The organism is Paenibacillus sp. UMB7766-LJ446 (assembly GCF_030226665.1).
In the GTDB taxonomy this organism is placed as follows: Bacteria; Bacillota; Bacilli; order Paenibacillales; family Paenibacillaceae; genus Paenibacillus; species Paenibacillus vandeheii.
Genome location: NZ_JASOYM010000001.1, coordinates 74,406 through 96,096 on the forward strand (window position 1 = coordinate 74,406; position 21,691 = coordinate 96,096).

Below are 21,691 nucleotides of genomic sequence, written 5' to 3' on the forward strand. Positions count from 1 at the left end.
CACACCCATATTTAGCGATGCGTTTGTTCCAGTGCTTTCATTTTTTCCAGCAGTTTCAACTCAATCTTCTTCAGCATGCCGAACATCTGCAGTTGTTCCTCTTCCGTAAGCGCCTGCAAAAGTTCCCACGTCATTCGACCGCGATTATTAATCAACGTTCTCGCAAGCTGCTTCCCATCTTCCGTTAAGGACAACCATACAATCCTTCGGTCCTCTTCGCTTCGCACCCGCTGGATCAGACCTTCGCTCTCCAGTTGATTCAGCACAATTGTGGTTGCTCCTGAAGATAGACTAAGTTGTCTTGCCACATCTACAGCCATGCAGCGCTCTTCACGTAAAATCATGCCCAATATATGACTTTTCGTCGGATTCAATTTGCAGTTTGTTTCATTCTTTTGCTGCTGATCCAATACCTTATTTTTATATCTGAAGAAGGCCTCCAACAATTGATCGACATTTGCCAATTGAGAGTTTCGCTCCGTGTCCGGGCTCATAAACGTTCCTCCTACCTTTGATCATTAACCTACCTTATATTGTAACATATTTGTACTATTTTGTTTGTGAAAAATGCGCTTGTTTCCCAAAACCCTTTACTTGTCTGTAAAGTTCATGCTTATTTTGCGGTTTCATGTGACAAGCTACCTTATAGCATGAACAGATAACCACACAAGGAGGAATCAAGCAATGAACATTTATATTGTTTTCGATAGTGAAGGCGGCCATACACGGGCGCTCGCCGAATCGATTGCTGCTGGCGCAGCCAGCGTACATGGTGCAACCGTTCATTTGCATTCCACAGAAGAAGCAGACATCTACAAGCTGGTGGAAATGGACGCCATTATTTGGGGCTGCCCAGGCCATTTTGGCTCCATCAGCTCCGGGTTGAAAAAGTGGATCGACAAGCTGGGTTACCTGTGGGCTGAAGGCAAACTTGTAGACAAAGTTGGTGCGGTGTTCTGTACCATCGCCACCGAGCACGGTGGACTGGAGTCAACCTTGATTCATTTGCTGACACCTATGCTTCATCAGGGGATGATTATTACCGGCCTGCCTGGAAACTTTGCAGATAACGCTCTATATGGCTCCTATTATGGTGTTGGGGTGACTTGTCCGGTGGACAGTGATGATCTGCTGAGCGAACAGGGCATAGCATTGGGTAAAGCTCTAGGAGAACGCGTGGCTCGCATAACCAACCGATTGATCACATAGAAATCAGAGTAGTTCCCCATAAAAGAAGAAATTGCTGTTCTTATCAAGCCTGCGCACATAAGCTGTGAAAGATTACTGCAGGCTTGAACTCCCCTCACTTTAGAAAAATAGAATGATTCTATTGCAATATTGGATTGGATTTGTTTATAATAACGTATATCTTTAAAGTTACTTTTAGTTACTTAATGATTTTTATAAATCTGTTATTATAAAGTAATACGATATTCATCCATTATATTGCAAGGGAATTTTACACATGAATCAAAATTCGCATTTAAAAACTGATGTTTGTATTGTGGGAGCTGGCCCCGGAGGGGCTCTACTTTCATTCCTGCTGAAAAGGCAGGGAATATCTACCATTTTGATCGAGCGCCAGCCCCACCTGCTTAAGTCATTCCGCGGGGAAGTGCTTAATGCAGATGGTGAGGCTATACTGAAAAAGCATGGGTTATACCCTGCTGTCACCCAGCGTGGCGTGCTTCCCCTGGAGCAAATTCAATATTGGGAGAATGGCCAGATCATTCAGACCATTTTTCCTGGAGAGCAAGAATCCCATGTGGGCATTCATGTGCCGCAGGATCATCTGCTGGAAGTCATCGTGTCACAATCACAGGAGCAGGAAAACGAACAAGTTCTTTATAATACGGTTATGACTGGATTGCTGCGAAATAAGGCTGACAAGACGATTGGTATCAACATTCGGCAAGCAGGACTGCCTGCTTCCATTGAAGCAGCTGTTATTGTTGGTGCGGATGGCAGATATTCAGCTGTACGCAAACATGCTGGTCTGACCCCGGAGGCCCGTAAACATGGGTACGACCTGTTATGGGCTCGAATTCCTGCTCCAGCAGGCTGGGAACCTGCTGTTCGGATGGCGAGTATGGACGGTCAGCAGTTGGCGTTATTCTCACAATTCGGAGGTTTCGTGCAGATCGGATGGAACATTCCGCAAGGGTCCTTCTCCAAGCTGCGGGAACAGCCTTTCGCTCCCTTTGTACAGAAACTGGTTGCAGCCTTCCCCTGCCTCGCTGATTCGGTAGCTGCACATATCCAGACCTGGAGTGATTTTGTTTTGTTATCCGTAGAGAGCAGTTTCGCTGAATCGTGGGTGCAGGACAATGTGGTCTTGCTTGGCGATGCCGCTCACACCATGACTCCAACGGGTGCTTTTGGATTAAATGCAGCATTGGAAGATGCGGATACGCTCGCTGAACTGCTCATTGAAATGGCAGCTGATCAGTTCACTTCCACTGAACGTTTACATGAACTTCAGGCCAGCCGTGAAGAAAAAGTGAAGCAGCAGTTGGCCAGACAACTGGAAATGGAGTCTTCGTTCCAGCAGCGGTACGAATCTTTTCTATAATGGAGCGTATATTCACTCACAGCTCCTATAATTAAACAGCCGACTGTTCCTGGGGGGGAATAATCGGCTGTTTTCTTCTTTTATGGGCTAACCTGCGTGTATCCATCCGTGAACCTGATTTCCAAATGGTATGTCTGAAAAATTATAAAAAAACGGAACAGGAATCAGGCTTCCCTACCATTCATGGCGCTCACCCTTAGCTCAGTCATAGGCAGAGACAGCTTTTCGGGATGACGTAATCTCACCGTACGGCTCTCACCAGGAAGAAGATCGAAATAGTTATCACTGAAACGAACGCGACCAAGGGGCAGCTCGAGCTTCACCAACCGTGCAATTGCACCAATGGCCGTAACGGATACGGATTGTTCCTCTTCGTTCACATGTACATTGAGCTGCGCTGGAAGAAGGTTAACATTCTTCGGATCTCGTAAGAAATATCGATTCAGTGGCGCAGTGAAACCTTCCGCGACCAATTCAACCAACACTTCTTCTGCCAATCTGCCTCCCAATACTTCCGCTTCGCTCATCTCGGCAATGCGAGTAGAGCATTGTGAACCTGTCTCTACATGATGCGAGCTGGAATATACTTTTTCCCCATTCAGTCCATAGACATTAAGTCGAAGCTGTCCCCTCAACGTCTCCCGTGTATCATTCACGACCCATAACGTAAGAGGCTCACCCGGTTCATGTTCCAGAGACAGCAGTATCGGATGAAAGAATACTTTTCCATAATAAAAGGAGGCCTTCGGCAGCAGCTCGTAGTCAATCATCGACCAACTTGTGCCTGGCCAGCTATCATTCAGCTGCCACACAAGCGCTCCACTATTGCGGTGATTAATTCGCCGGAAATGTTCAATACCGTACCGTAGTCCTTCCGCCTGTGTCAGCATCGAATAATTCATATATTCCTCAATATTTTGCGGAATGCCTGTATAACCTTCCATTAGAAGAATGCCTTTCTGATGATTGGTATCCTTATTCCGATAGGCCATTTCGGGGCTTCCCCAATAGAACTGCCCTGCGGGCATGTTTTTCTCCAACGTGTAGCGGTTGGCCGAGGCATGCATGCCGAATTCACTGCTGAACAGGGCATTATCCTTTTTATAATTTTTGAAAGTCACGCCCTCAATACTGTAGTCCAGCAGTGGTGGCTCGCCGTGTTTACGAGGATAGACGGAACCATGCCATACCTGCCAGTTATGACGATCCCCCACATCCGGATCATTGGCATCATTGCCGTGACTGTCCCCATACGGTGAGGAAGGCCAGTATGGACGAGATGAATCCAGACGCTCCAGCACTTCCGGGATCAGCTCATGGTAGATCAGCTCTCCATAGAAGGGGCTGGTAATATCTCCACTGGCAGACTTCATATCATAAAGCCAGTCAATTTCGTTATTGCCACACCAGAGTGCAAGCGAAGCACGATTGCGCAGGCGCAGGACATTATTTTCAACTTCATCTCGTACATTGTTCATGAACTCCCGATTGAAGTCAGGGAATAATGCGTTGGCAAAAGCAAAGTCCTGCCACACCAGTATACCTTGCCGATCACATTCATCATAGAAGATGTCCTTCTCATATATACCGCCTGCCCAGACACGCAGCATATTCATATGCCCTTCCACGGTCAGCTCGATCAGCTCACGATACCGGGAGGCAGGGATGGCACCAATCAGATGGTCGGCTGGAATCCAGTTGGCTCCCTTTGCGTACACCCGCACTCCGTTCAGGATAAACGTAAACGCATCCTCACCCTGTTCATTATGAAGTGCTAGTTCAATGGTTCGTACACCGTAAGGCTCGTTGTATTGATCCACTTCCACTCCATCCGCCAATAGAGTAACTGCCAGCCTATACAAGTAAGGCTCACCCAAATCATGCGTCCACCATAATTGCGGTGAATCCAATGTTAGTATTGTATCTGCGAGACCATTTTTCACAACGACTTCAGCAGACCGTGCCACTTCCTGACCACTCGCATCCAGTATACGTATATCACATGACAAAACCACAGCTTTTTCACGTTTGTGTCTGCTGCGAAAAGACAATACAGACTTCACATCAGCAGTGACATGGACAGCCGCTAGCTGCTTGCTCACTGATTCGGTACGTGCAAATACGTTCTCCAGCTTTGCGATTGTTCGTCTTTCCAGCCGTACCCTGCCCCAGATTCCTACAGTGACCATCCGCGGTCCCCAGTCCCAACCGAAATTCATCGCAGCTTTGCGCAGCCAAGGCCGTTCCTTCGTATACGAAGACCAGTCGAACGTTTCCTTGTCTCTGTGATGCAGATACAGAGGGTCGAACTTGACCGCTATGGCGTTCCAGCCATTACGAACCAGTGTCGTCACATTGAACGTGTGGGACATGAGCATATTAGCCGTTTTTCCAACTTCATGTCCGTTCACATATACGGTCGCGAACGTATCCAAGCCATCGAAGACCAATTCGAAATACTCCTCCGCTTCCCCATCTTTTACCAGATTGAAATTGGTGCGATACCACCATTCCTTCTGCTCGATCCAACGACTCTTGGCATCGTTATGCCCATAGTAGGGCGGATCAATGATGCTGCGTTCAACAAGAGCAGTGTGCACATCCCCTGGCACCTCCGCTCCAATCCAGAATCGATCATCCAGCGCTGCTGCTGCAACATCCATGGCCCGCTTTTCCCCAACCTCGAAATGCTGAATCTTCCATTGTCCTGACAAATCCTGACTTAAATTATTCATCTTCACGCTTGCCTCACTCCCCAGTTTGCTTGGTAATTAAATATCGAAAACGTTTGCAAAAAAACATGACTGCGTTCGCTATTTTCCTCTGCTAACCTTTAATGTTCAGAAGTCTTGTACGACACTGACTCCTCACGATACTCGCTCGGAGTCATGCCCGTATGTTTTTTGAACAGCCTGCTAAAATACTTAACGTCCTCGTATCCGCTAATGGCGGCCACTTCACTTACTTTCGCGGGGGAAACCGCCAGCATGTCCATCGCGCGCCGAATTCGCATACTTGTTACATAATCACCAAACGTGACGCCAGTTTCCTTCTTAAATAGTTCACTGAGATGACCCGGATGCAGATGAACCTGACCTGCGACATGTTGTAGGCTAAAATCCTGTACCGATCCGGATTCCATATAAGCAATAGCCTTCTGTACATGGGTAGTCCGTCCTTGTCCTATCTCGCTGTGATAGGTATGCATCAGTTCATATAAATGATGAAAAAGCAGATCCCGAAGTTCACCAGCATCGACATTCGAGTCTGGCCTCCATGGTTCGAACCGTTCCAGGTCGTCTCTTCCAATGGCACGCATGGTACGAATCAACCAACGCTGTCCTGCATTCACCGCAGCATGCAGACAGGCATTGAAAGACTCTGGCGTTACTTCGGGGTCCGTCAGGAGTGCATCCACCAGTTTTCGTGTCCATGTGGTCAACATAATTGAATCATTATCCATTAACAATGTTCCCAGCGTGGTTTCTTCCTCATGTTGAAGGACGGTTTTACCTCCTGTGCGGTGCAAAACGTCTTCATATTGCCATATCCTATCCTCAAGTAACCCATGGTAACGATATGCGAAGGACGCCGTTCGGTAGCTCTCATGCAGAAGCTGGACCTCCATGCAGGGTCTACCTACTGCTGCACGCAAAGTACATTTCAACAATTGCTCTATCCGTGTTAACGCAATGCTCAAAGTAAAGTGGAAATCCTGTTCATATGGGGGAAGCTTTACAACACAGATAATCCGGTCCTTTTGAATGTGTGCAATTGCACCTGGCAGAACATCCTCCAGCATATTTTGCACGGCAAAGTTCAGCAAAGCAGCGGAGGAACGATTCCACCCCGCAGCTTTCAAGATCAGAATCTGTCTCTGCATATGCTCCATGTCTGATGGAAATTCGGATTGCCCAGTCATTCCGGATTGGAGAAATACAGGACAAGGACTAGATTCTACGTCTCCCTCAATGATCCATTCAGCGAACAAGCGCTGTTTGTTCTCTCGCAGCAGCTGCCCTTCTCTTGATTTCTCAGCCCAACGTTCGCTAATCCGTTGTTTGGCCTGAAGCACTGTCTTGATAATTTCTTCCGGCTTACTTGTCTTAAGCAGATAATCTGTGACACCTTGACGAATCGCTTGCTGAGCGTAAGAGAAGTCATCGTATCCCGACAAAATAATGACCTCGAGTTCAGGCAGCATGTGCAGCCCTTCCTCTGCCAGTTCAAGCCCCGTCCTTCCCGTCATCCGAATATCAGTCATCAGAATATGCGGCCTCTCCTCAGCCATGCGTGTTAACGCCTCTTCTGCCGAGGCTGCTGGTGTAAGCAGCTCAATCCCCAGTTCATTCCAAGCGATTACACTGGCGAGCCCTGTTCGGATAATGACTTCATCGTCAACAATCAGTAATCTCATGGCGATTCCTCCAAGATTGGAATGGAAAATGAAATTCGGGTTCCACCTCCGACTCGGCTGTCCACTTCGAGCTGCGCCTCAGCTCCATAATGAAGCAGTAGTCTTTCGTTCACATTGCGGAGCCCGTAGCCCCCTTGCTTCATAGGCTCTTTTTCCGTCCGATGGTGGTTTGAATCATGCTGCTCTTCCTCAACCAATGACACCAGGCTGCTTCTGACATATTCCAGTCTGTCCCGCCCCATGCCAGCCCCGTCATCCAGAACAAGCACACTCATTCGTTCCTGTTCTTGCCGAATCATGATCGTAATTGTGCCCATACCTGCTTTCGGCTGAATTCCATGAATCATGGCATTTTCGACGAGTGGTTGGAGCAGCAATTTCAGCATCATTCGCTGTTCAAGTGCCTGATCAACAATATAATGTACGGCGAACTTGTCGGGAAAACGGATGGACTGCACACGTACATAATGGCGAATGTGGGTAATCTCCTGCCCTACAGGACAATAATCCCTACCCTGATTCAAGCTGATACGCAAAAAATCACTTAATCCCTCGACCATCTCTGCGATCCGCTTTTCCTCAGACATCAAGGCAATCCAGTGAATGGATGAAAGGGTGTTATACAGAAAATGAGGATTGATCTGCGCCTGAAGTGCTCTGAGATCAGCTTCCTTCTTGCGGGCTTCACCACGGATAACCTCTTTTTTCAATATCTCAATATGTGCACCGAGCAAATTATAACTCTCTCCCAGCTTGCCGATTTCATCATCACTTTCCGATCGGAATAGGGGCAGCGGTCGATCCGGGTCCATTCGGGACAGATGTCTTGTAAGAACTCGCAGCGGCCTTGTGATTCGTCGCACCGTAAACCAGACAAGTCCTGCACTGATCGCAGCAGACAGGCTCACTGCAACGGCAGTGAGGATAAGAATATAACCGTTTTCGGACTTATACTGATCATAGGGAACCGTTCCGGTCAGCGTCCAGCCTGTCAGCTGTTCCGGATAATACAGCAACGTACGTTTCTCATCGCCGCTGCCATATGTAGCGGTTCCCCTTCCTTCTTGTTGAATCAGCGTTTGTACCTCAGGCTCAATCTTCTCCAATGACTGTCCAAGACGGGATTTGTCCATGGAAGACAAAATCTCTCCAGTGGAGCCGATCAGTTCCAGCCGACCTTCACCCTTACCTAGTCCCAGCGCCGCCCATCCTTTCGAGATGGCCTTCTCATCGAGACTGATCGCCAGCCATCCGATGGGGCGATAATCATGAATACTGCGAATGGGTCGAACCAAGGTAATTACATTTTGGATACCGGCATAATTCTGAACCGGATATACGCCAGTCCAAGCTTTAACTGCATCCCCATGCGGAGCAGGAGGATACGATACATTGGATGATTCATACCAAGTAGCCGTAGAGAGAACCGCATCAAAACGATCCGGATAGATGGCAATGTTGGCAATATATTTTTTGGAAGCGGCCAGATTCGTCATCCTGCCCAAAATATCCACACGCTCCTGCACATCGTCCTCATCGCTACTTAAATACCGCTGAATGTCTCTTTCTCCAATCAGAAAAATCGATAGCGTCTCGACATCCTGCAGCATATAACGCAAATTCGCTTCCACCTGCTTCAATGTGTCCATGCCCGAAAGCTTTGTTTTTTGTTCTGTGATGCGGGAAGAGATGAGAAAGGCGAACAGCCCCAGTGCCAGCAGCGGCACAATCATGGAAGCCGTAACCACGACGGACAACTTCCGTTGCAGTGAAGATGTTAGCCAGCGTCCCACACCTTTTCCTCCTCTGGATGCGCTTTCGTTTACCCTTTGACTGCTCCGGCCGTCATGCCTTTCATAACTTGTTCCTGAAATACCAGATATAGAATGATCGTCGGGATTACGGACAAGGTCATGGCAGCAAGAGTCAGGCCGTAATCGGTCTGATATCCGTCGGCAAAATTGGCGATCGCGAGCGGTAACGTTTTCAAACCTGTCTTGTTAATAAACACGAGTGCGAACGAAAAGTCATTCCACGCGTGCAGAAAACTCAGAATAGTGACCGTTGACAAGGCAGGTACGGACATGGGAAGCATGATCCGGATGAAAAGCCCCCATAGACCTGTTCCATCTATAAAAGCAGCCTCTTCAATATCACGTGGAATACTGGTTAAATAAGCTGTCAGCACAAATATCGCGGTTGGCAATGCAAATGCGGTATACGGCAATATCAGTGCCCAATACGTATTCAGCAGAGACATCTGTTTCATCAAAATAAATAACGGGACCAGTGTGCTGTGAATGGGAATCAGCATGCCTACAACGAAGAAAGTCATGATTAGCCCTTTCCAGCGAAACTGGAAACGTGCAAGTATAAATGAGGCCAGCGCTGCAATAAACAGCGTTAGGATAAGCGAACCTACAGATACAACCAGGGAATTGCCAAAAGCGGTTCCCAGCTTGGAGCTTTCCCAGGCATTGCTGAAATTTTCCACGTTCCATTTTCCCGGCAGCCCAAAGGGCCTGCTATAGAACTCTTCATTCGTTTTGAATGCACTGATCACAAGCCAGTAGAACGGATACAATGTTAAAATACCATAGACCGTCAACAGCGTCCAAACAATTCCACTACCGAATCGGCGAACCGGATAGCCTGAAGTATTCCCTGGTGTTGGCATGGATAAAGGTGTAACACTCATTACATTCCCCCCTCTCTCCTAATTCTCTTTTTTCTTACGACTTGTCGCCCACTGGCTTGTTCCGATAAGCAGCAGGGAAATTAGCACGATGGTGGTCGAGATAGCGCTCCCGAAGCCATAGCGGTACGTTGTAAAGGTTGAATTATACATATACGTTGCAAGCAGCTCTGTCGCATGTGCCGGGCCGCCTTTGGTCATGATGTACACCAGATCGAATGATTTCAGGCTGCCCGAGATACATAGAATGATCGCCACCTGAACCGTTCCCCAGATCATGGGCAAAGAAATGGAAACCAGCTTGCGGATTCCGGAAGCACCGTCAATCTTGGCAGCGTCATGTATTTCACCAGGAATATTTTGCAGCGCCGAGATAAAAATAATCAGGTACAAACCGACAAAACTCCAGAGCAGTGGTGGCACCAGGGAGAAAATCGCAATTTTGTCATCCGAAAGCCACTGCAGCTTCCAGCCTTCCAGACCCAATGCATCCAGCAGGAAGTTCAGTATCCCGATTTGCGGATGATAGATATATTGCCAGATCATACCGATAACTACGGTGGATAATACCATCGGCAGAAATACGGCTGAACGCAGGAAACGCTGTAACGGATTGCTTTTGTGCAAAATGACCGCCAGCATCAACGCTAACGGAATTTGCCCAAATACCGAGGCCAGAACAAAAATGACGTTGTTTTTCAGTGCCCGCCAAAATACGGGATCATGCCATATTTCCACATAGTTATCCAGTCCGATATATTTTGATTCACCGATCCCCGACCAGTTGAAGAATCCATAGTACGCTGACCATACAACCGGCACAAATACAAACAAAGCGTAAATCACAACTGCCGGAGCGAGCCCCAGCATTATAAAACGTCGACTGCGCAATGCGTTCAATTTGCTCACTTCCTTTCATCAAACCTTTGGCAAAAACAACTCTTGATATCATTGTAAAACCCCTCCCCTGGCGGGAAGGGGTTTAAATCTTACCGTAATGCATCTTAACGCTCCAAAATCGGGAAACCTATGACTTAATTTCCGACTGCATTGGCTTGGGACGCCTGAATTTTATTCGCGATGTCTGCGGCTTTGCCACCCATTAATAGCTCCTGCAATCCATTATTGATAACCTCTACGGTTGCAGAACCTAGCTTGGAATCATACACCGGAGTAATTTTCACCTCCTGCATTAAGTCATAGAGTTCCACAAACAATGGATGGGCTTTGGATTTATCCAGATCAATCTTGTAGCTGACCAGCGTGCTGCTATCCAGAGTTGCCTTCTGACCGTCAGGACCTGCCAAAGCGTAGAACAGCTCCATGGCCGCATCCTTCTGGGCACCGCTTAACTTTTTGCTTACACCCAAGCCAGTCCCTACAACGCCAGATGTCGTTCTGGCCTCACCTTGGCCTCCATCTACTGCTGGTAAAATTGTAATATGTGTATTGTTCAAAATGTCTTCCGGTGCGTTGTTGACAAGGTTGGCCAATGCCCATCCACCGTTCATCACCATCGCTGCTTTCCCCTGGAAGTACAGCTGCATCATCTGTGTTTCGTCAATACTGTTGAAGCCATCCTGAAAGGCTTTGCTGTTACCGAGTTCCTGCATTTTGTCCAGCGCCTGGATGAACTGTGGGTCTGTAAAGCTGGCCCCATCCTGGGCTGCTGCCTTTAAGAACCAGTCTGTGCCAGTTACCCGGTCAGCCAATGTACTGAAGATGGTGGATTGGGCCACCCAATTGGCTTTGTTCCCCAGTGCGATCGGTATGATTTTGTTCTCATTAAATATAGCAAAGGCCTGCTCCAACTCAGCCCATGTTTCAGGTACTTTCACGTTGTACTGCTTGAACAGTGCTTCATTGTAATAAATAAAGGATGTGGGTGCGAGATTCATCGGTACCGAGTAAATATCCCCATCGACCGTATATCCATCCAGGGCGTTCGGAATAAAGTTGTCTTTCCATTCCGGCTTCGCGTCCAGCTCGGCATTGATCGGCTGCAGCAGATCCCCCTTCACAAACTCCTTGGTCATCGCATCCGGCCACATGACGAACAGATCCGGCATTTCATTAGCCGCTGCTACCGTCCGGAGCCTTGTTTTGAGGCCATCTGTCGGCAGACCTTCATCCACCACTTCAATATCCGGGTGCGACCCACGGAAGTCTTCAATGATTTTGCGCATCGCCACCGCTTTGGCATCTTGTCCAGTCCAGTTGTGCCAGATGGTGACGGTTACTTTATCCTTGCTGTCGCTGCCTTCTGAGCTTTCCCCGCCGCCGCAACCAGCCAGAACGATGGAAAACAACGCCATTACCAACATTCCCGAAAGCCATTTTTTCAACATCTTTATAGTCCCCCTTGGCAATTTGAATACACTTATTGTAAATGGTGACGCTATCATTTTGTAAGGTGACGATGCACGGATGCAGGGGTGAAAAATATCGGATACCTGGTGGATCCTTCAATCTTTGCTTCCATATAAAAAGAGCCCTCAAAATGAGAGCTCTTTGTTGAATTTGTACTCATATATCATTCATGCTTATAAATAAATGAATAGATAAGTTCTGATTTATTTCATACTGTCTTTCACAAGTGCTGCAAAAGCTTCCGAACCTTCCTTGGTCAGATGTACACCATCTTTTTCAAAATATTCGTCATGCCCTTCACTTGCAGTGTGCCAATCAATAAGAGATACATTGCTGTAATCGGAAGCTGCTTCGTTCAGTGCTTTATTCACCGTTCGTTCCCATGGGCGAGGAACTCGCACGGTAACCAGATAAACATGTTCTTCATCTTTCAAATAATCCAGCACTGAATTCAAACTCTTGGAATTGAATGAACCGTTCGTCCCTAGTTCCAGCACAACCTGACTGCCCATTTGGTTATTTCTCTTCAGGCCATCCAGTACATCGGCAGCCTCCCACATCTGACGGCCGATATGACCATCCACGTGAACGCCCGAAATGGTTTGTTCAAGATAAGGCTTCGCGTCCAAAATAACCGAATCCCCAATGACCGTATAATGAATCTTCCCGTCTTTGGCTGGAGGAGCTGTCTCCCCCTCCTCTGTGGACGAATCTGACGTATTGACAGGATCATCCGGTTGTTCATTACCTTTGTCTTCTGGATTCCCCGGATTGCCGATGCTGCCTTTGGATTTACCAATAACATGGTTTGAGTCACCAGGAGTTGATCCTTTTTCCTCACCTGAACTTGCTTTCTCAGGTTCGGGTTCTTTTTCCGGCTTCGTCGTTTGCTGTTCTCCTTCACCAGGTGGATCTACAGTGTTCGCCGCTGGTTTATCGTTTTTCTGTGGCGCAGGTTGGTCGGTCCCGGAAGTGCCGGAAGTGCTCACTGTCGCTGGAAGGACGTCCTGTCCTTTTTCCTCCGTTACGGAGTGTTCTCCATTCAGCGTAGCCGACATCGATACCGAATGGGAGTCAGAGTTCGCAGCAGACGTAATCATCATCTGTGACACGGTAAACGACATCAGTAGAACGCTCATCAGCAATCCAGCGCGCTTCCACCATACGTTACGTATTCCTGTTGCATTTCGATCTCTTCCCCATAACCGGGACCAAGTATCCCGAAAACCGTTATGACGAATTGGATTCTCAATATATTTAAGTGACAAGGAGGCCAGTGCAACCGTTGCTGCAACCTGCAAAACCATTCGGACAGGATGCGCTCCACCTGTATCTACTGTTGGACTCGTTAGAATAATGACAGGATAATGCCACAAATATAATCCATAGGATCGTTCCCCGATCCAACGCAATGGCTTAGCGCCAATGATCCGTGCCAGGACGGATGAAGGATGAGCCAATACAGCTACGAGCAATGTCGTCGCTATGGCCTGAAGCACCATTCCTCCTCGATACAATGAAGGGTCGTACTCGCTGGTGTTCAGCATCATGTAAATTAACAAAGCCAGCGCAGCTAAGCCTGTCACATCCAGAACAAGTCGATTCATGCTGGCAAGGGACGATGATAGCTTGCGACTTGGCCATACCACGGCCAGTGCTGCGCCAGCCAGTAAGGCAAATGCTCTTGTATCCGTTCCATAATAAACACGGCTCGGGTCCAGATCCGGATTATACATGATGGCCATTGCACCAGCAGACAATTCAGCTGCTACAACAATAAAGACGACCAGCCATCCCTTTCTTTTGAACAAGACGATTGCTGCCACCAGTAGAAGGGGCCATACGATATAAAACTGTTCTTCCACAGCGAGCGACCAGAAATGTCCAAAGGGTGATGGAGGGCCGAAACTTTCGAAATAGGAAACGTTATGAAAGATATACCACCAATTGCTTATGTATAATATTCCCGAGACAATGTCTCCACGCAAGGCAGCGAGTCGAGATGGATCTGTGCAGAGCAGCCAAATCATCACCCCTGCTGTCATCGTGATCATGCCGGGTAGCAAGCGCCTTACTCTTCGCACCCAGAAATCACCGAGGGATATCCGGCCATGCTCCTGCCATTGTGTCAAAAGAATGTCTGTAATCAAATACCCGGAGAGAACAAAGAAAATCCCCACACCGAGCAAACCGCCCGGAATAAAACCTAAATTCAGATGATACCCTATAACTGCAAGCACTGCGATGGCTCGTAAACCATCCAGTCCGTTCATATGCCGCTTGCTTTTCAACGATTGTGACATGCGAGCCCCTCCTTGACAATGTGAGTCGACATCATCCATGTCTGGGGCGTTCGAGAACTCCTTGTGGTTCTGGTTGTCATTAACATACGTATTGCACCTTCCATCATTCATTTAGAACATAAAGAAGACGTAGTACTTAACCATGATGCTTTATGAGTACGATCTCTTTATATCTTTGTCGTTATCTCCCGTTTAGCATTATACGCCCGAAAGAAACATCACAAATTACAGTAATAGTTACAATCCAGTGAAACGATGTAACCTTTCCTGCCAAGCTTATACAGCTGTAAAATCATACTCTAATTTTATTGTTAAATACAGCATTTTTCATGGAATGGCTAATATTACCTTACCTTTTATTGCATATATGAGCAGCCCCCTGTTGGGACTGAAATAGATAAACGAACAATAGGAAAAGGCTGCCGACTTGCTCAGCAGCCAATAACCATTATAAACCTATCTCTTGCCGGATTGAAAGTTTTGCTCATAATTGCATCTTGGTGCCTAGGACCCTAGAGGTAAAACGGATGAATCTTCTCTTCCGCGCCCCCATCAAGGATTCGATAAGAGGATCGTCCTATGTACATTGGAATTTGCAATTTATCCAAATTAACCATTCCATTGTCCAGGAAGTATTCGGGGTCTTGATACCGTTGTAACACTTCGCCTGCAATCCATTCATGATCTCCATACGTCGTTATATCCATGACCTTGCATTCATAAGCAAAGTAAGCTTCGGTTAGAATCGGTACATTCACTTTGATTCCTTCTTCGTATGTAATCCCGAATTTCGAGAATTTATCTGTGTCTCTTCCACTGAAGGTTCCCGCAGCCTGTATCCACTCCGAATGATGACCCGGAAGAAAATGTACTCCGAAAGCTCCACTCTGCTCAATCAACTCATAAGAGTACGTTTCCTTCCGCAGCGATATCCCGTAAATTCCAGGAGACGATCCAATATAGGTATGCCAGCCTGAGGCCATGACATTCTGCAATTCCTTATGACGGGATGTCACGACCGCTACCATTCCGGGATATGAATAAAACAAGGGTTCATCTATCGGTTTCCGCACCTGATCACCTCTTCTTCGTTATCAATCAGCCTCAAAGCTGTAAAAGACACTTTCTCATCCATTATTATACAATATAAGTAAAGGATGAAAAAGAATTACTTTCTGTATCACAAATCTCATTTTACATTTAGAAGTGGGATATTTATTATTTGAAGATAGTTATAATCATGTCGCCATATTTTCAATCTCTACTATTGTTTCGTCGAATACGCTGCTCTCTTCATCCAATCTTTCTGCAATTTCAATAATTCTGTCGATGACTTCCTTCTCCTGATTGATTACCCGCTCACTCGCAATCTGAGCAAGTTGCTCATGCTGCCCAACACAAATGGAACGACTGGCATACTCGAACATGGGAATATCATTCGCATCATTGCCAAAAGCAATGAATTCATACGGAGATACCCCGAGTGCTTGCAAACCTGTCCATTTATTGACACCTTTAGGACTGATATCAATGATATTCTCTGTTCCATGCATGTAGGTAACGACAGGAAGGTTGTGCAATGCCTTCAGCATTTCCTGATGATTACGGCTGCTTAAGACAACTACCTTCACAATCTCGGTTAATTCTTCCAGCAGCACGTTCTTCGCTCTGCACCCAGGATCCAGATTTCTTCGAATCGGATGCTCCGGGTTGCCTGAGTAACAGTAGTCCCATTGACAATCAATTAGATATTCTGCTTCATGCTGCTTCAATAACGCCAGTATATGGTCTGCAATGGAGGCTTCCAAATAAACTGTTGAAATCTCAAGCCCACTGCGATACACAAACCCTCCATTCCCACCTACCATTGGAAACTGCTGCATATGGACAGGCAGAATAGGCAATAAATCGCGGATCGGTCGTGCAGATGCAAAAATAAGTTCATGACCTTTCTCCATTAGAAAGTCCAATGTCTGAACCATTTCTCTGCTTAATGGTTTCCCCTTAAAACAGATCGTTCCATCCAGATCAAACACAAACTTCATCATCATTCCCCCTCGTTATTATAATCATATCAAGTTCATATATAATGAAAAGGACCGATGTCCATTTGAGGTGAAAAAATGAAAATGTACAGGGAACACAAAAAAATACAACCTTATATGTCGCTTATTAATTTGGATCATATCTTTACTGACGCTGCTGCGCTTCAATTTCAGCTTCGGGAGTATGATTCAGACGAATATGTTCTTGAGGAAGGTAATGAACTGGATGGACTTTACTTTCAAGTAGAAGGGCTGACCAGAGTCTCCTCAAGTGTAGAGACTGGCAAATCTCTTTTGCTGCGTTTCTGTCACCCCTTGTCTATCTTTGGTGATATTGAATTAATTCAGAAAGTGGTTGTACAGTCACAGGTTCAGGCGATGCAACCCTCCAAATTCCTGTTTATAGACATACAAACCGTTGAACGAAATTTAATGCAGGATTATCGTTTTTTGAATGAACTGCTCAAACATCTGTCCTATAAATTGCAGACATGTACAGCGGCATCCCGAATCAACTCACTCGCCTCCGTTGAAGAACGGCTTGCCATCTATTTGATGTCCACTCGTCTGCCCAAAGAGTTCGGAAAGGAAATCAGCACACCCCATATTCCGGACATAGCCTCCGTGATCGGTACAACGCCCCGACACTTAAATCGCCTCATTCAGAAACTGTCCGATTTGGACATACTCTGCAAAAAAAGAAAAGGTTTTGTTGTGCTGGATTGGGAGCGGCTGGATGAACTATCAAATGGATTGCGTTATGACTAGCATTCATAGTAATCTTGATTAAACACAACTGAGAAATGGGGATTAGCAATGATTGAAAAAGCAACGTTTGCCGGGGGATGTTTCTGGTGTATGGTAAGTCCTTTTGAAGAGCAGCCCGGCATTCACGGGATTATATCCGGATACATGGGTGGAACCGTAGAAAACCCTACATATGAGCAAGTATTGACCGGAGAAACGGGACATTTGGAAGTCGTGCAAATTTCTTTTGATCCAGCCATTTTCCCATATGAGAAATTACTTGAACTGTACTGGCCGCAGATCGATCCAACAGATGCGACTGGACAAGGTAATGATCGCAAGAGCCAATATCGGGCTGCTATCCTGTATCATAATGAAGAGCAGCACCAATTGGCCCTCAAATCAAGAGAGGAACTGGGCAAAACAGGCCGATTCGATAAACCTGTCGTTACAGCCATTGAGGAAGCCTCCGTATTTTATCCGGCAGAAGAATATCATCAAAATTTCCATCGCAAAGATCCGAAATATTATAAAGAATCCCGGATTTACTCCGGACGTGATGAAATTATCAAGAAATATTGGAGCTAATTTCTTTAAGTTATAAAGCGGCACAGGTGGCCGCTTTTTTGTTGCATCCTTTTTACAGTACATCGATTAAGGCCTTCAAGTCTCTGATGTTATCAATAACCTGATCCGCCTGAGCTAATTCGTCGGCTTGAGCAAAGTCAAAATTACATCCGATGGAGATTAAATCATTGTCCTTCGCAGCCCTAATGTCAGACAATCGATCCCCGATTACCAACCCTTTAGTGATCTTATATTTCTCCACGATGGCGCGTACGAGATCAGACTTATTCTGTGATGAAATCTGCTGTATACTGAATGTTTCGGTTACCCACTCATCCAAATGATAATAGTTTACGATGGCACTCAAGTATTCGATTTGTCCATTACTCGCTATGTATATCGGCATGCTCTTCTCTTTGCAGTATTGAAAGAACTCTTCTACGTACGGATAAAGTGCACCTTGGCCTGACTCGATATTCGCAATCAACTTCTCATGAAACCATTCATTGGCTTGTTGTCTGATTTGGTCCGAGTAGTCGGGCAATAAAGTCTCCCAAACGACGGGCAAAGGAACTCCCATAATTTCACGATACTTTTCTATCGGTGTATTCTGATCCCATAACCCCTTTGATCTCAGATGATTAAAAGTATCATGCAAAGAAGTTTCTAATATTCGATCTGTCTGAAATAGCGTACCATCCATATCAAAAATCAATGAAAGCATGAACAAATTCCTCCCTTTATAACCAGAATCATCTTGAGATAAACTCGTCACTCTACTTAGGTAAAGTCACTATTCATCAACATACGTGAATACCTATCATTTGACAACCCTTCCAGATTCCCTGATTAAAATCGCCCCTTATTCGAAGGTTGGTTATGAACTGCCTCTCATTCGTCCATACTATGACCTACGAATAAAACGTCATCACGTATGGCAGGGGAGGAAGCACCATGAACCGGAAAAACCCGTATCATCTCAATCAACCTGCAGCAGAACTACCCGTTCCACTTGAATTCGATCGCAGCTGGCTAACCCAATTGGAGTCCAGACTTGATAAAGGCGGCCCTTGGGGTGATTACAGACTCTTTCAACTTGGCATTCAAGCGGAAGAGACGAATCTGATTCCCAACTTTGATGAAATCCAGTGTCTGAAGCATTTACAGGGACTCACCCCTCTTCCACACCAGATGGACACTGCACGTAAAGTACTGTTTGAAATGTCAGGCCGTGCCATTCTTGCCGATGAGGTTGGACTTGGCAAAACGATAGAAGCTGGCCTGATTTTGAAAGAATATATGATTCGTGGACTCGTATCCAAAGTTCTGATTCTCGTGCCTGCATCCCTTGTGCTGCAATGGGTCCGGGAGCTGAATTCCAAATTTGGCATCCCTGCGGTTGCACAGAAAAAGGCCTATTCCTGGCAAAATGAAATCGTGGTTGCCTCTATGGATACAGCGAAGCGTGACCCCCATAAGGATTTGCTGCTGAATACCGATTACGACATGATAATTATCGATGAAGCGCATAAGCTCAAAAATAAAAAAACGACCAACTATCAATTCATGCTGAAATTGCGGAAAAAGTACTGCCTGCTGCTCACGGCTACGCCGGTTCAGAATGACATGAGTGAGCTGTTCAATCTCATTAACCTGCTCAAACCGGGACAGCTTGGCCGTCAGGGTGATTTTGCAGCCAATTTTGTCGTCGACAAACGTATTCCAAAAAATCAGGATCAGCTCAAGGATGAGCTGTCCAAAGTCATGATCCGTAACCGACGCGGAGAAGGACCTGTGCAGTTCACCAAACGGAACGTATCCAATGTGAATTTGCAGCTATCTGCTGAAGAACAGGCCCTTTACGATGGTGTAACCTCTTTTGTGAAAGATCAGTATCAGGAAGCGGGCGGCAACTTGAGTAGCATGCTCTCCCTGGTGACGTTGCAGCGCGAAGTGTGCAGCAGCCGGGATGCCGTGTTTGTAACCCTGGTCAATCTGTCCAAGAAACTTCCACTGGACTCTCCGCTTCGAGACAAGATTTGGGAGCTCGTTGCCCATATTAAAGCGATCAAGGAAAATACCAAAGCGGAAAAAACAATGGAACTCGTTCGTGAAATGAATGAGAAGGTTATTATTTTCACCGAATACCGTGCCACGCAGGAGTACTTGCTCAATTATTTTCGCAACAACGGCCTAACCGCTGTTCCCTACCGTGGCGGCATGAATCGGGGTAAAAAAGACTGGATGATGGACCTCTTCCGCGGCCGCGTACAGGCGATGATTGCCACCGAAGCGGGCGGTGAAGGCATCAACCTGCAATTTTGCCATCACATGATCAACTTCGACCTGCCTTGGAATCCCATGCGTGTCGAGCAGCGGATCGGTCGCGTACACCGACTGGGACAGCAGAATGATGTGAACATCTACAACCTTTCGACGACAGGCACAATCGAGGAGCATATTCTGAACCTGCTTCATGAGAAGATCAATATGTTCGAGATGGTCATTGGTGGATTGGATGTCATTCTGGAGCGGCTGGAGAAGAAGGAATCCATCGAAAAAAGTTTGTACAAAATCATGCTTGAATCACAGAACGAAGAAGATATCCGCCGTAAAATGGATTCGCTTGGACAATCGCTGAATTCCATTCAGCGTGAAGTCGCAGATGAGGCACCAGTCGTATCGGGGCTTGACCTTCGCAAAGGAGGCCTCTGATCATGACCATGTCACCCCATGAAGTGCAGGCGTATGTGCTCACTTACCTGGAAACACTAGATTGTCAGATTATGGAGCGTTCCCCTGCCCACGTTACGGTAAAGCTTTCACCTGAAGCCGACAAGGCGTTAACCAATCGTCCGTATTATTGGGGATTTGTGGAGCGAACCGGAGCACCTGCGGAAACGATGTCCTTTACCTTTGTCTTTGATCCGGATGCCTATCAACAGGCACTGGAAACTGAGGAAGCAAAGGCTGCACAGTTAGCTCCTCCACCCCCACCAGGTGCCGATCCCGGTAGCCCCGAGGCTCCCAAAGAAACTATTCTAGGTCGGTACTTCGGTATTGTCCCTTCTCTGCCTCAGCTGGGACCCGGACGGATTTTAAAAGAAGATGTTGTATACGGCAGCCGCAGGTTGCAACAAATTTTCAATGCAGCGCGTGAAGGCGGCGCATTTGTCAACCTGTTCGAACAAGCTGCAAAACGGCAATTGCGTGCTACCGCACCAGCAGTATATGAGCCATGGCTTGGTGTGTGTTTTAAAGTGGAATTTGCCTGTGATTTAAAAAAGGAGGAACTTCATTTTATCGGCATCTCCCTCAGAACAGGGGAAATTGTCGAGAAGTTCGGCTCGAAGCTGAACAGGCGTGACCTTAGCCCAAGACTGGCTGAGAACATGCATGTACAGACCGCCAAAATATCGCTAGTCGATGCCGGAGCAGCTCTGGAATCCCATTTGACAAACCGCTTGCTCGAACTTGACTATAGCTGGGCTGAGAAAGCCAAAGAAAGGCTTGATCTGGAACTGGCTGTCGTGGATACGTACTATGAAGCAGTCCTTAGAGAGGACACCCCCGAGGTCGACGTAGATGTGACCTCCGCCTCCAGTACAGACGGGAGTTCAACTGTTCAGGCTCAAGAGGGGACGGGGCCTTCTGTCCATATCCAGACTTCTCGCTCCGGCCCTTCTCGTATCCAGAATGTACATTTACAGCCCATGGGATCAACTGGTGTAACGGTAACAGCCGGATCTGATGTCGAACTGGCGGCTGAAGCTGAGGCCCAGACAGAACCAGAAACGGACCCGGAACAGGATAAAGCCCGACAAGCGGTGTTAGACCGTGAAGCTATGAAGCTGCAATACGAAACGCGCCGTACCGAGATGATCTGGCAATATGAGCCAAAAGTGAAGGTGACCGCCATTAGCAGCGGCATGTTTCATTTAAGATAGACGACGAAGACACTACTTTTCCCGCAAA

Annotated in this window: 16 protein-coding genes and 1 pseudogene; 6 read left to right on the top strand and 11 right to left on the bottom strand. The window is 46.8% G+C overall.

Going from position 1 to position 21,691, the window contains the following annotated elements:
• Nucleotides 1-11: 11 nt before the first annotated feature.
• Nucleotides 12-494 carry a MarR family winged helix-turn-helix transcriptional regulator gene (locus tag QP794_RS00295; protein ID WP_079347159.1) on the bottom strand — a complete coding sequence of 161 codons (483 nt, stop codon included), beginning with the start codon at nt 492-494 and terminating at the stop codon, nt 12-14.
• A gap of 190 nt (nt 495-684) precedes the next feature.
• Between QP794_RS00295 and QP794_RS00300 the strand changes: the two genes are divergently transcribed.
• On the top strand, nt 685-1,209 hold the full coding sequence (locus QP794_RS00300) for an NAD(P)H-dependent oxidoreductase (protein WP_053783691.1): 525 nt from the start codon (nt 685-687) through the stop codon (nt 1,207-1,209).
• Nucleotides 1,210-1,465: 256 nt separating this feature from the next.
• Nucleotides 1,466-2,572, top strand: a complete 1,107-nt coding sequence (locus QP794_RS00305) for an FAD-dependent monooxygenase (protein WP_285074435.1) — start codon at nt 1,466-1,468, stop codon at nt 2,570-2,572.
• A gap of 164 nt (nt 2,573-2,736) precedes the next feature.
• Here QP794_RS00305 and QP794_RS00310 read toward each other — a convergent pair whose 3' ends face one another.
• From QP794_RS00310 to QP794_RS00350, 9 genes are all read right to left on the bottom strand, one after another.
• Nucleotides 2,737-5,307 carry a beta-mannosidase gene (locus QP794_RS00310; protein ID WP_285075174.1) on the bottom strand — a complete coding sequence of 857 codons (2,571 nt, stop codon included), beginning with the start codon at nt 5,305-5,307 and terminating at the stop codon, nt 2,737-2,739.
• A gap of 98 nt (nt 5,308-5,405) precedes the next feature.
• Nucleotides 5,406-6,989, bottom strand: a complete 1,584-nt coding sequence (locus tag QP794_RS00315; protein WP_285074436.1) for a helix-turn-helix domain-containing protein — start codon at nt 6,987-6,989, stop codon at nt 5,406-5,408.
• Nucleotides 6,986-8,782: a cache domain-containing sensor histidine kinase gene (locus QP794_RS00320; protein ID WP_285074438.1), complete on the bottom strand. Its 1,797-nt coding sequence runs from the start codon at nt 8,780-8,782 to the stop codon at nt 6,986-6,988. The genes QP794_RS00315 and QP794_RS00320 overlap by 4 nt, the downstream gene beginning before the upstream one ends.
• A 29-nt stretch (nt 8,783-8,811) precedes the next feature.
• Nucleotides 8,812-9,666, bottom strand: a complete 855-nt coding sequence (locus QP794_RS00325; protein WP_483311869.1) for a carbohydrate ABC transporter permease — start codon at nt 9,664-9,666, stop codon at nt 8,812-8,814.
• A gap of 39 nt (nt 9,667-9,705) precedes the next feature.
• Complete coding sequence (locus tag QP794_RS00330) at nt 9,706-10,584, bottom strand: carbohydrate ABC transporter permease (protein WP_285075175.1); 879 nt, start codon at nt 10,582-10,584, stop codon at nt 9,706-9,708.
• 134 nt (nt 10,585-10,718) lie between these two features.
• The gene (locus tag QP794_RS00335; RefSeq protein WP_079347170.1) at nt 10,719-12,032 is read right to left on the bottom strand and encodes an extracellular solute-binding protein; all 1,314 of its coding nucleotides are present in this window, start codon (nt 12,030-12,032) and stop codon (nt 10,719-10,721) included.
• Nucleotides 12,033-12,257: 225 nt separating this feature from the next.
• Entirely contained in the window at nt 12,258-14,357 is a 2,100-nt protein-coding gene (locus QP794_RS00340; RefSeq protein WP_285074441.1) for an acyltransferase family protein, read from the bottom strand.
• A 512-nt stretch (nt 14,358-14,869) separates the two neighbouring features.
• A complete protein-coding gene (locus QP794_RS00345; protein ID WP_285074442.1) occupies nt 14,870-15,430 on the bottom strand; it encodes a flavin reductase family protein in 561 nt (186 codons plus the stop codon).
• A gap of 165 nt (nt 15,431-15,595) precedes the next feature.
• Nucleotides 15,596-16,408, bottom strand: a complete 813-nt coding sequence (locus tag QP794_RS00350) for an HAD hydrolase family protein (RefSeq protein ID WP_285074444.1) — start codon at nt 16,406-16,408, stop codon at nt 15,596-15,598.
• Between the two features lie 111 nt (nt 16,409-16,519).
• Here QP794_RS00350 and QP794_RS00355 point away from each other — a divergent pair, with 111 nt between their 5' ends.
• On the top strand, nt 16,520-17,170 hold the full coding sequence (locus tag QP794_RS00355; protein ID WP_285074445.1) for a Crp/Fnr family transcriptional regulator: 651 nt from the start codon (nt 16,520-16,522) through the stop codon (nt 17,168-17,170).
• A 48-nt stretch (nt 17,171-17,218) separates the two neighbouring features.
• Entirely contained in the window at nt 17,219-17,737 is a 519-nt protein-coding gene (msrA, locus tag QP794_RS00360; protein ID WP_079347174.1) for a peptide-methionine (S)-S-oxide reductase MsrA, read from the top strand.
• Between the two features lie 52 nt (nt 17,738-17,789).
• Here msrA and QP794_RS00365 read toward each other — a convergent pair.
• Nucleotides 17,790-18,506, bottom strand: a pseudogene (locus QP794_RS00365) (HAD family hydrolase); the annotation flags it as partial.
• Between the two features lie 164 nt (nt 18,507-18,670).
• On the opposite strand from QP794_RS00365, the gene QP794_RS00370 reads away from it, so the two are divergent.
• Together QP794_RS00370 and QP794_RS00375 are read left to right on the top strand one after the other, a co-directional pair.
• A complete protein-coding gene (locus QP794_RS00370) occupies nt 18,671-20,431 on the top strand; it encodes a DEAD/DEAH box helicase (RefSeq protein WP_285074449.1) in 1,761 nt (586 codons plus the stop codon).
• A gap of 2 nt (nt 20,432-20,433) precedes the next feature.
• Complete coding sequence (locus QP794_RS00375; RefSeq protein ID WP_285074451.1) at nt 20,434-21,663, top strand: YqhG family protein; 1,230 nt, start codon at nt 20,434-20,436, stop codon at nt 21,661-21,663.
• Nucleotides 21,664-21,691: the final 28 nt, after the last annotated feature.

What these genes read in the sequence shown, in the direction of transcription:
- QP794_RS00295 (WP_079347159.1), bottom strand. Translation starts at nt 494, where the DNA reads ATGAGCCCGGACACGGAGCGAAACTCTCAATTGGCAAATGTCGATCAA.
- QP794_RS00300 (WP_053783691.1), top strand. Translation starts at nt 685, where the DNA reads ATGAACATTTATATTGTTTTCGATAGTGAAGGCGGCCATACACGGGCG.
- QP794_RS00305 (WP_285074435.1), top strand. Translation starts at nt 1,466, where the DNA reads ATGAATCAAAATTCGCATTTAAAAACTGATGTTTGTATTGTGGGAGCT.
- QP794_RS00310 (WP_285075174.1), bottom strand. Translation starts at nt 5,307, where the DNA reads ATGAATAATTTAAGTCAGGATTTGTCAGGACAATGGAAGATTCAGCAT.
- QP794_RS00315 (WP_285074436.1), bottom strand. Translation starts at nt 6,989, where the DNA reads ATGAGATTACTGATTGTTGACGATGAAGTCATTATCCGAACAGGGCTC.
- QP794_RS00325 (WP_483311869.1), bottom strand. Translation starts at nt 9,666, where the DNA reads ATGCCAACACCAGGGAATACTTCAGGCTATCCGGTTCGCCGATTCGGT.
- QP794_RS00335 (WP_079347170.1), bottom strand. Translation starts at nt 12,032, where the DNA reads ATGTTGAAAAAATGGCTTTCGGGAATGTTGGTAATGGCGTTGTTTTCC.
- QP794_RS00340 (WP_285074441.1), bottom strand. Translation starts at nt 14,357, where the DNA reads ATGTCACAATCGTTGAAAAGCAAGCGGCATATGAACGGACTGGATGGT.
- QP794_RS00350 (WP_285074444.1), bottom strand. Translation starts at nt 16,408, where the DNA reads ATGATGATGAAGTTTGTGTTTGATCTGGATGGAACGATCTGTTTTAAG.
- QP794_RS00355 (WP_285074445.1), top strand. Translation starts at nt 16,520, where the DNA reads ATGTCGCTTATTAATTTGGATCATATCTTTACTGACGCTGCTGCGCTT.
- msrA (WP_079347174.1), top strand. Translation starts at nt 17,219, where the DNA reads ATGATTGAAAAAGCAACGTTTGCCGGGGGATGTTTCTGGTGTATGGTA.
- QP794_RS00370 (WP_285074449.1), top strand. Translation starts at nt 18,671, where the DNA reads ATGAACCGGAAAAACCCGTATCATCTCAATCAACCTGCAGCAGAACTA.
- QP794_RS00375 (WP_285074451.1), top strand. Translation starts at nt 20,434, where the DNA reads ATGACCATGTCACCCCATGAAGTGCAGGCGTATGTGCTCACTTACCTG.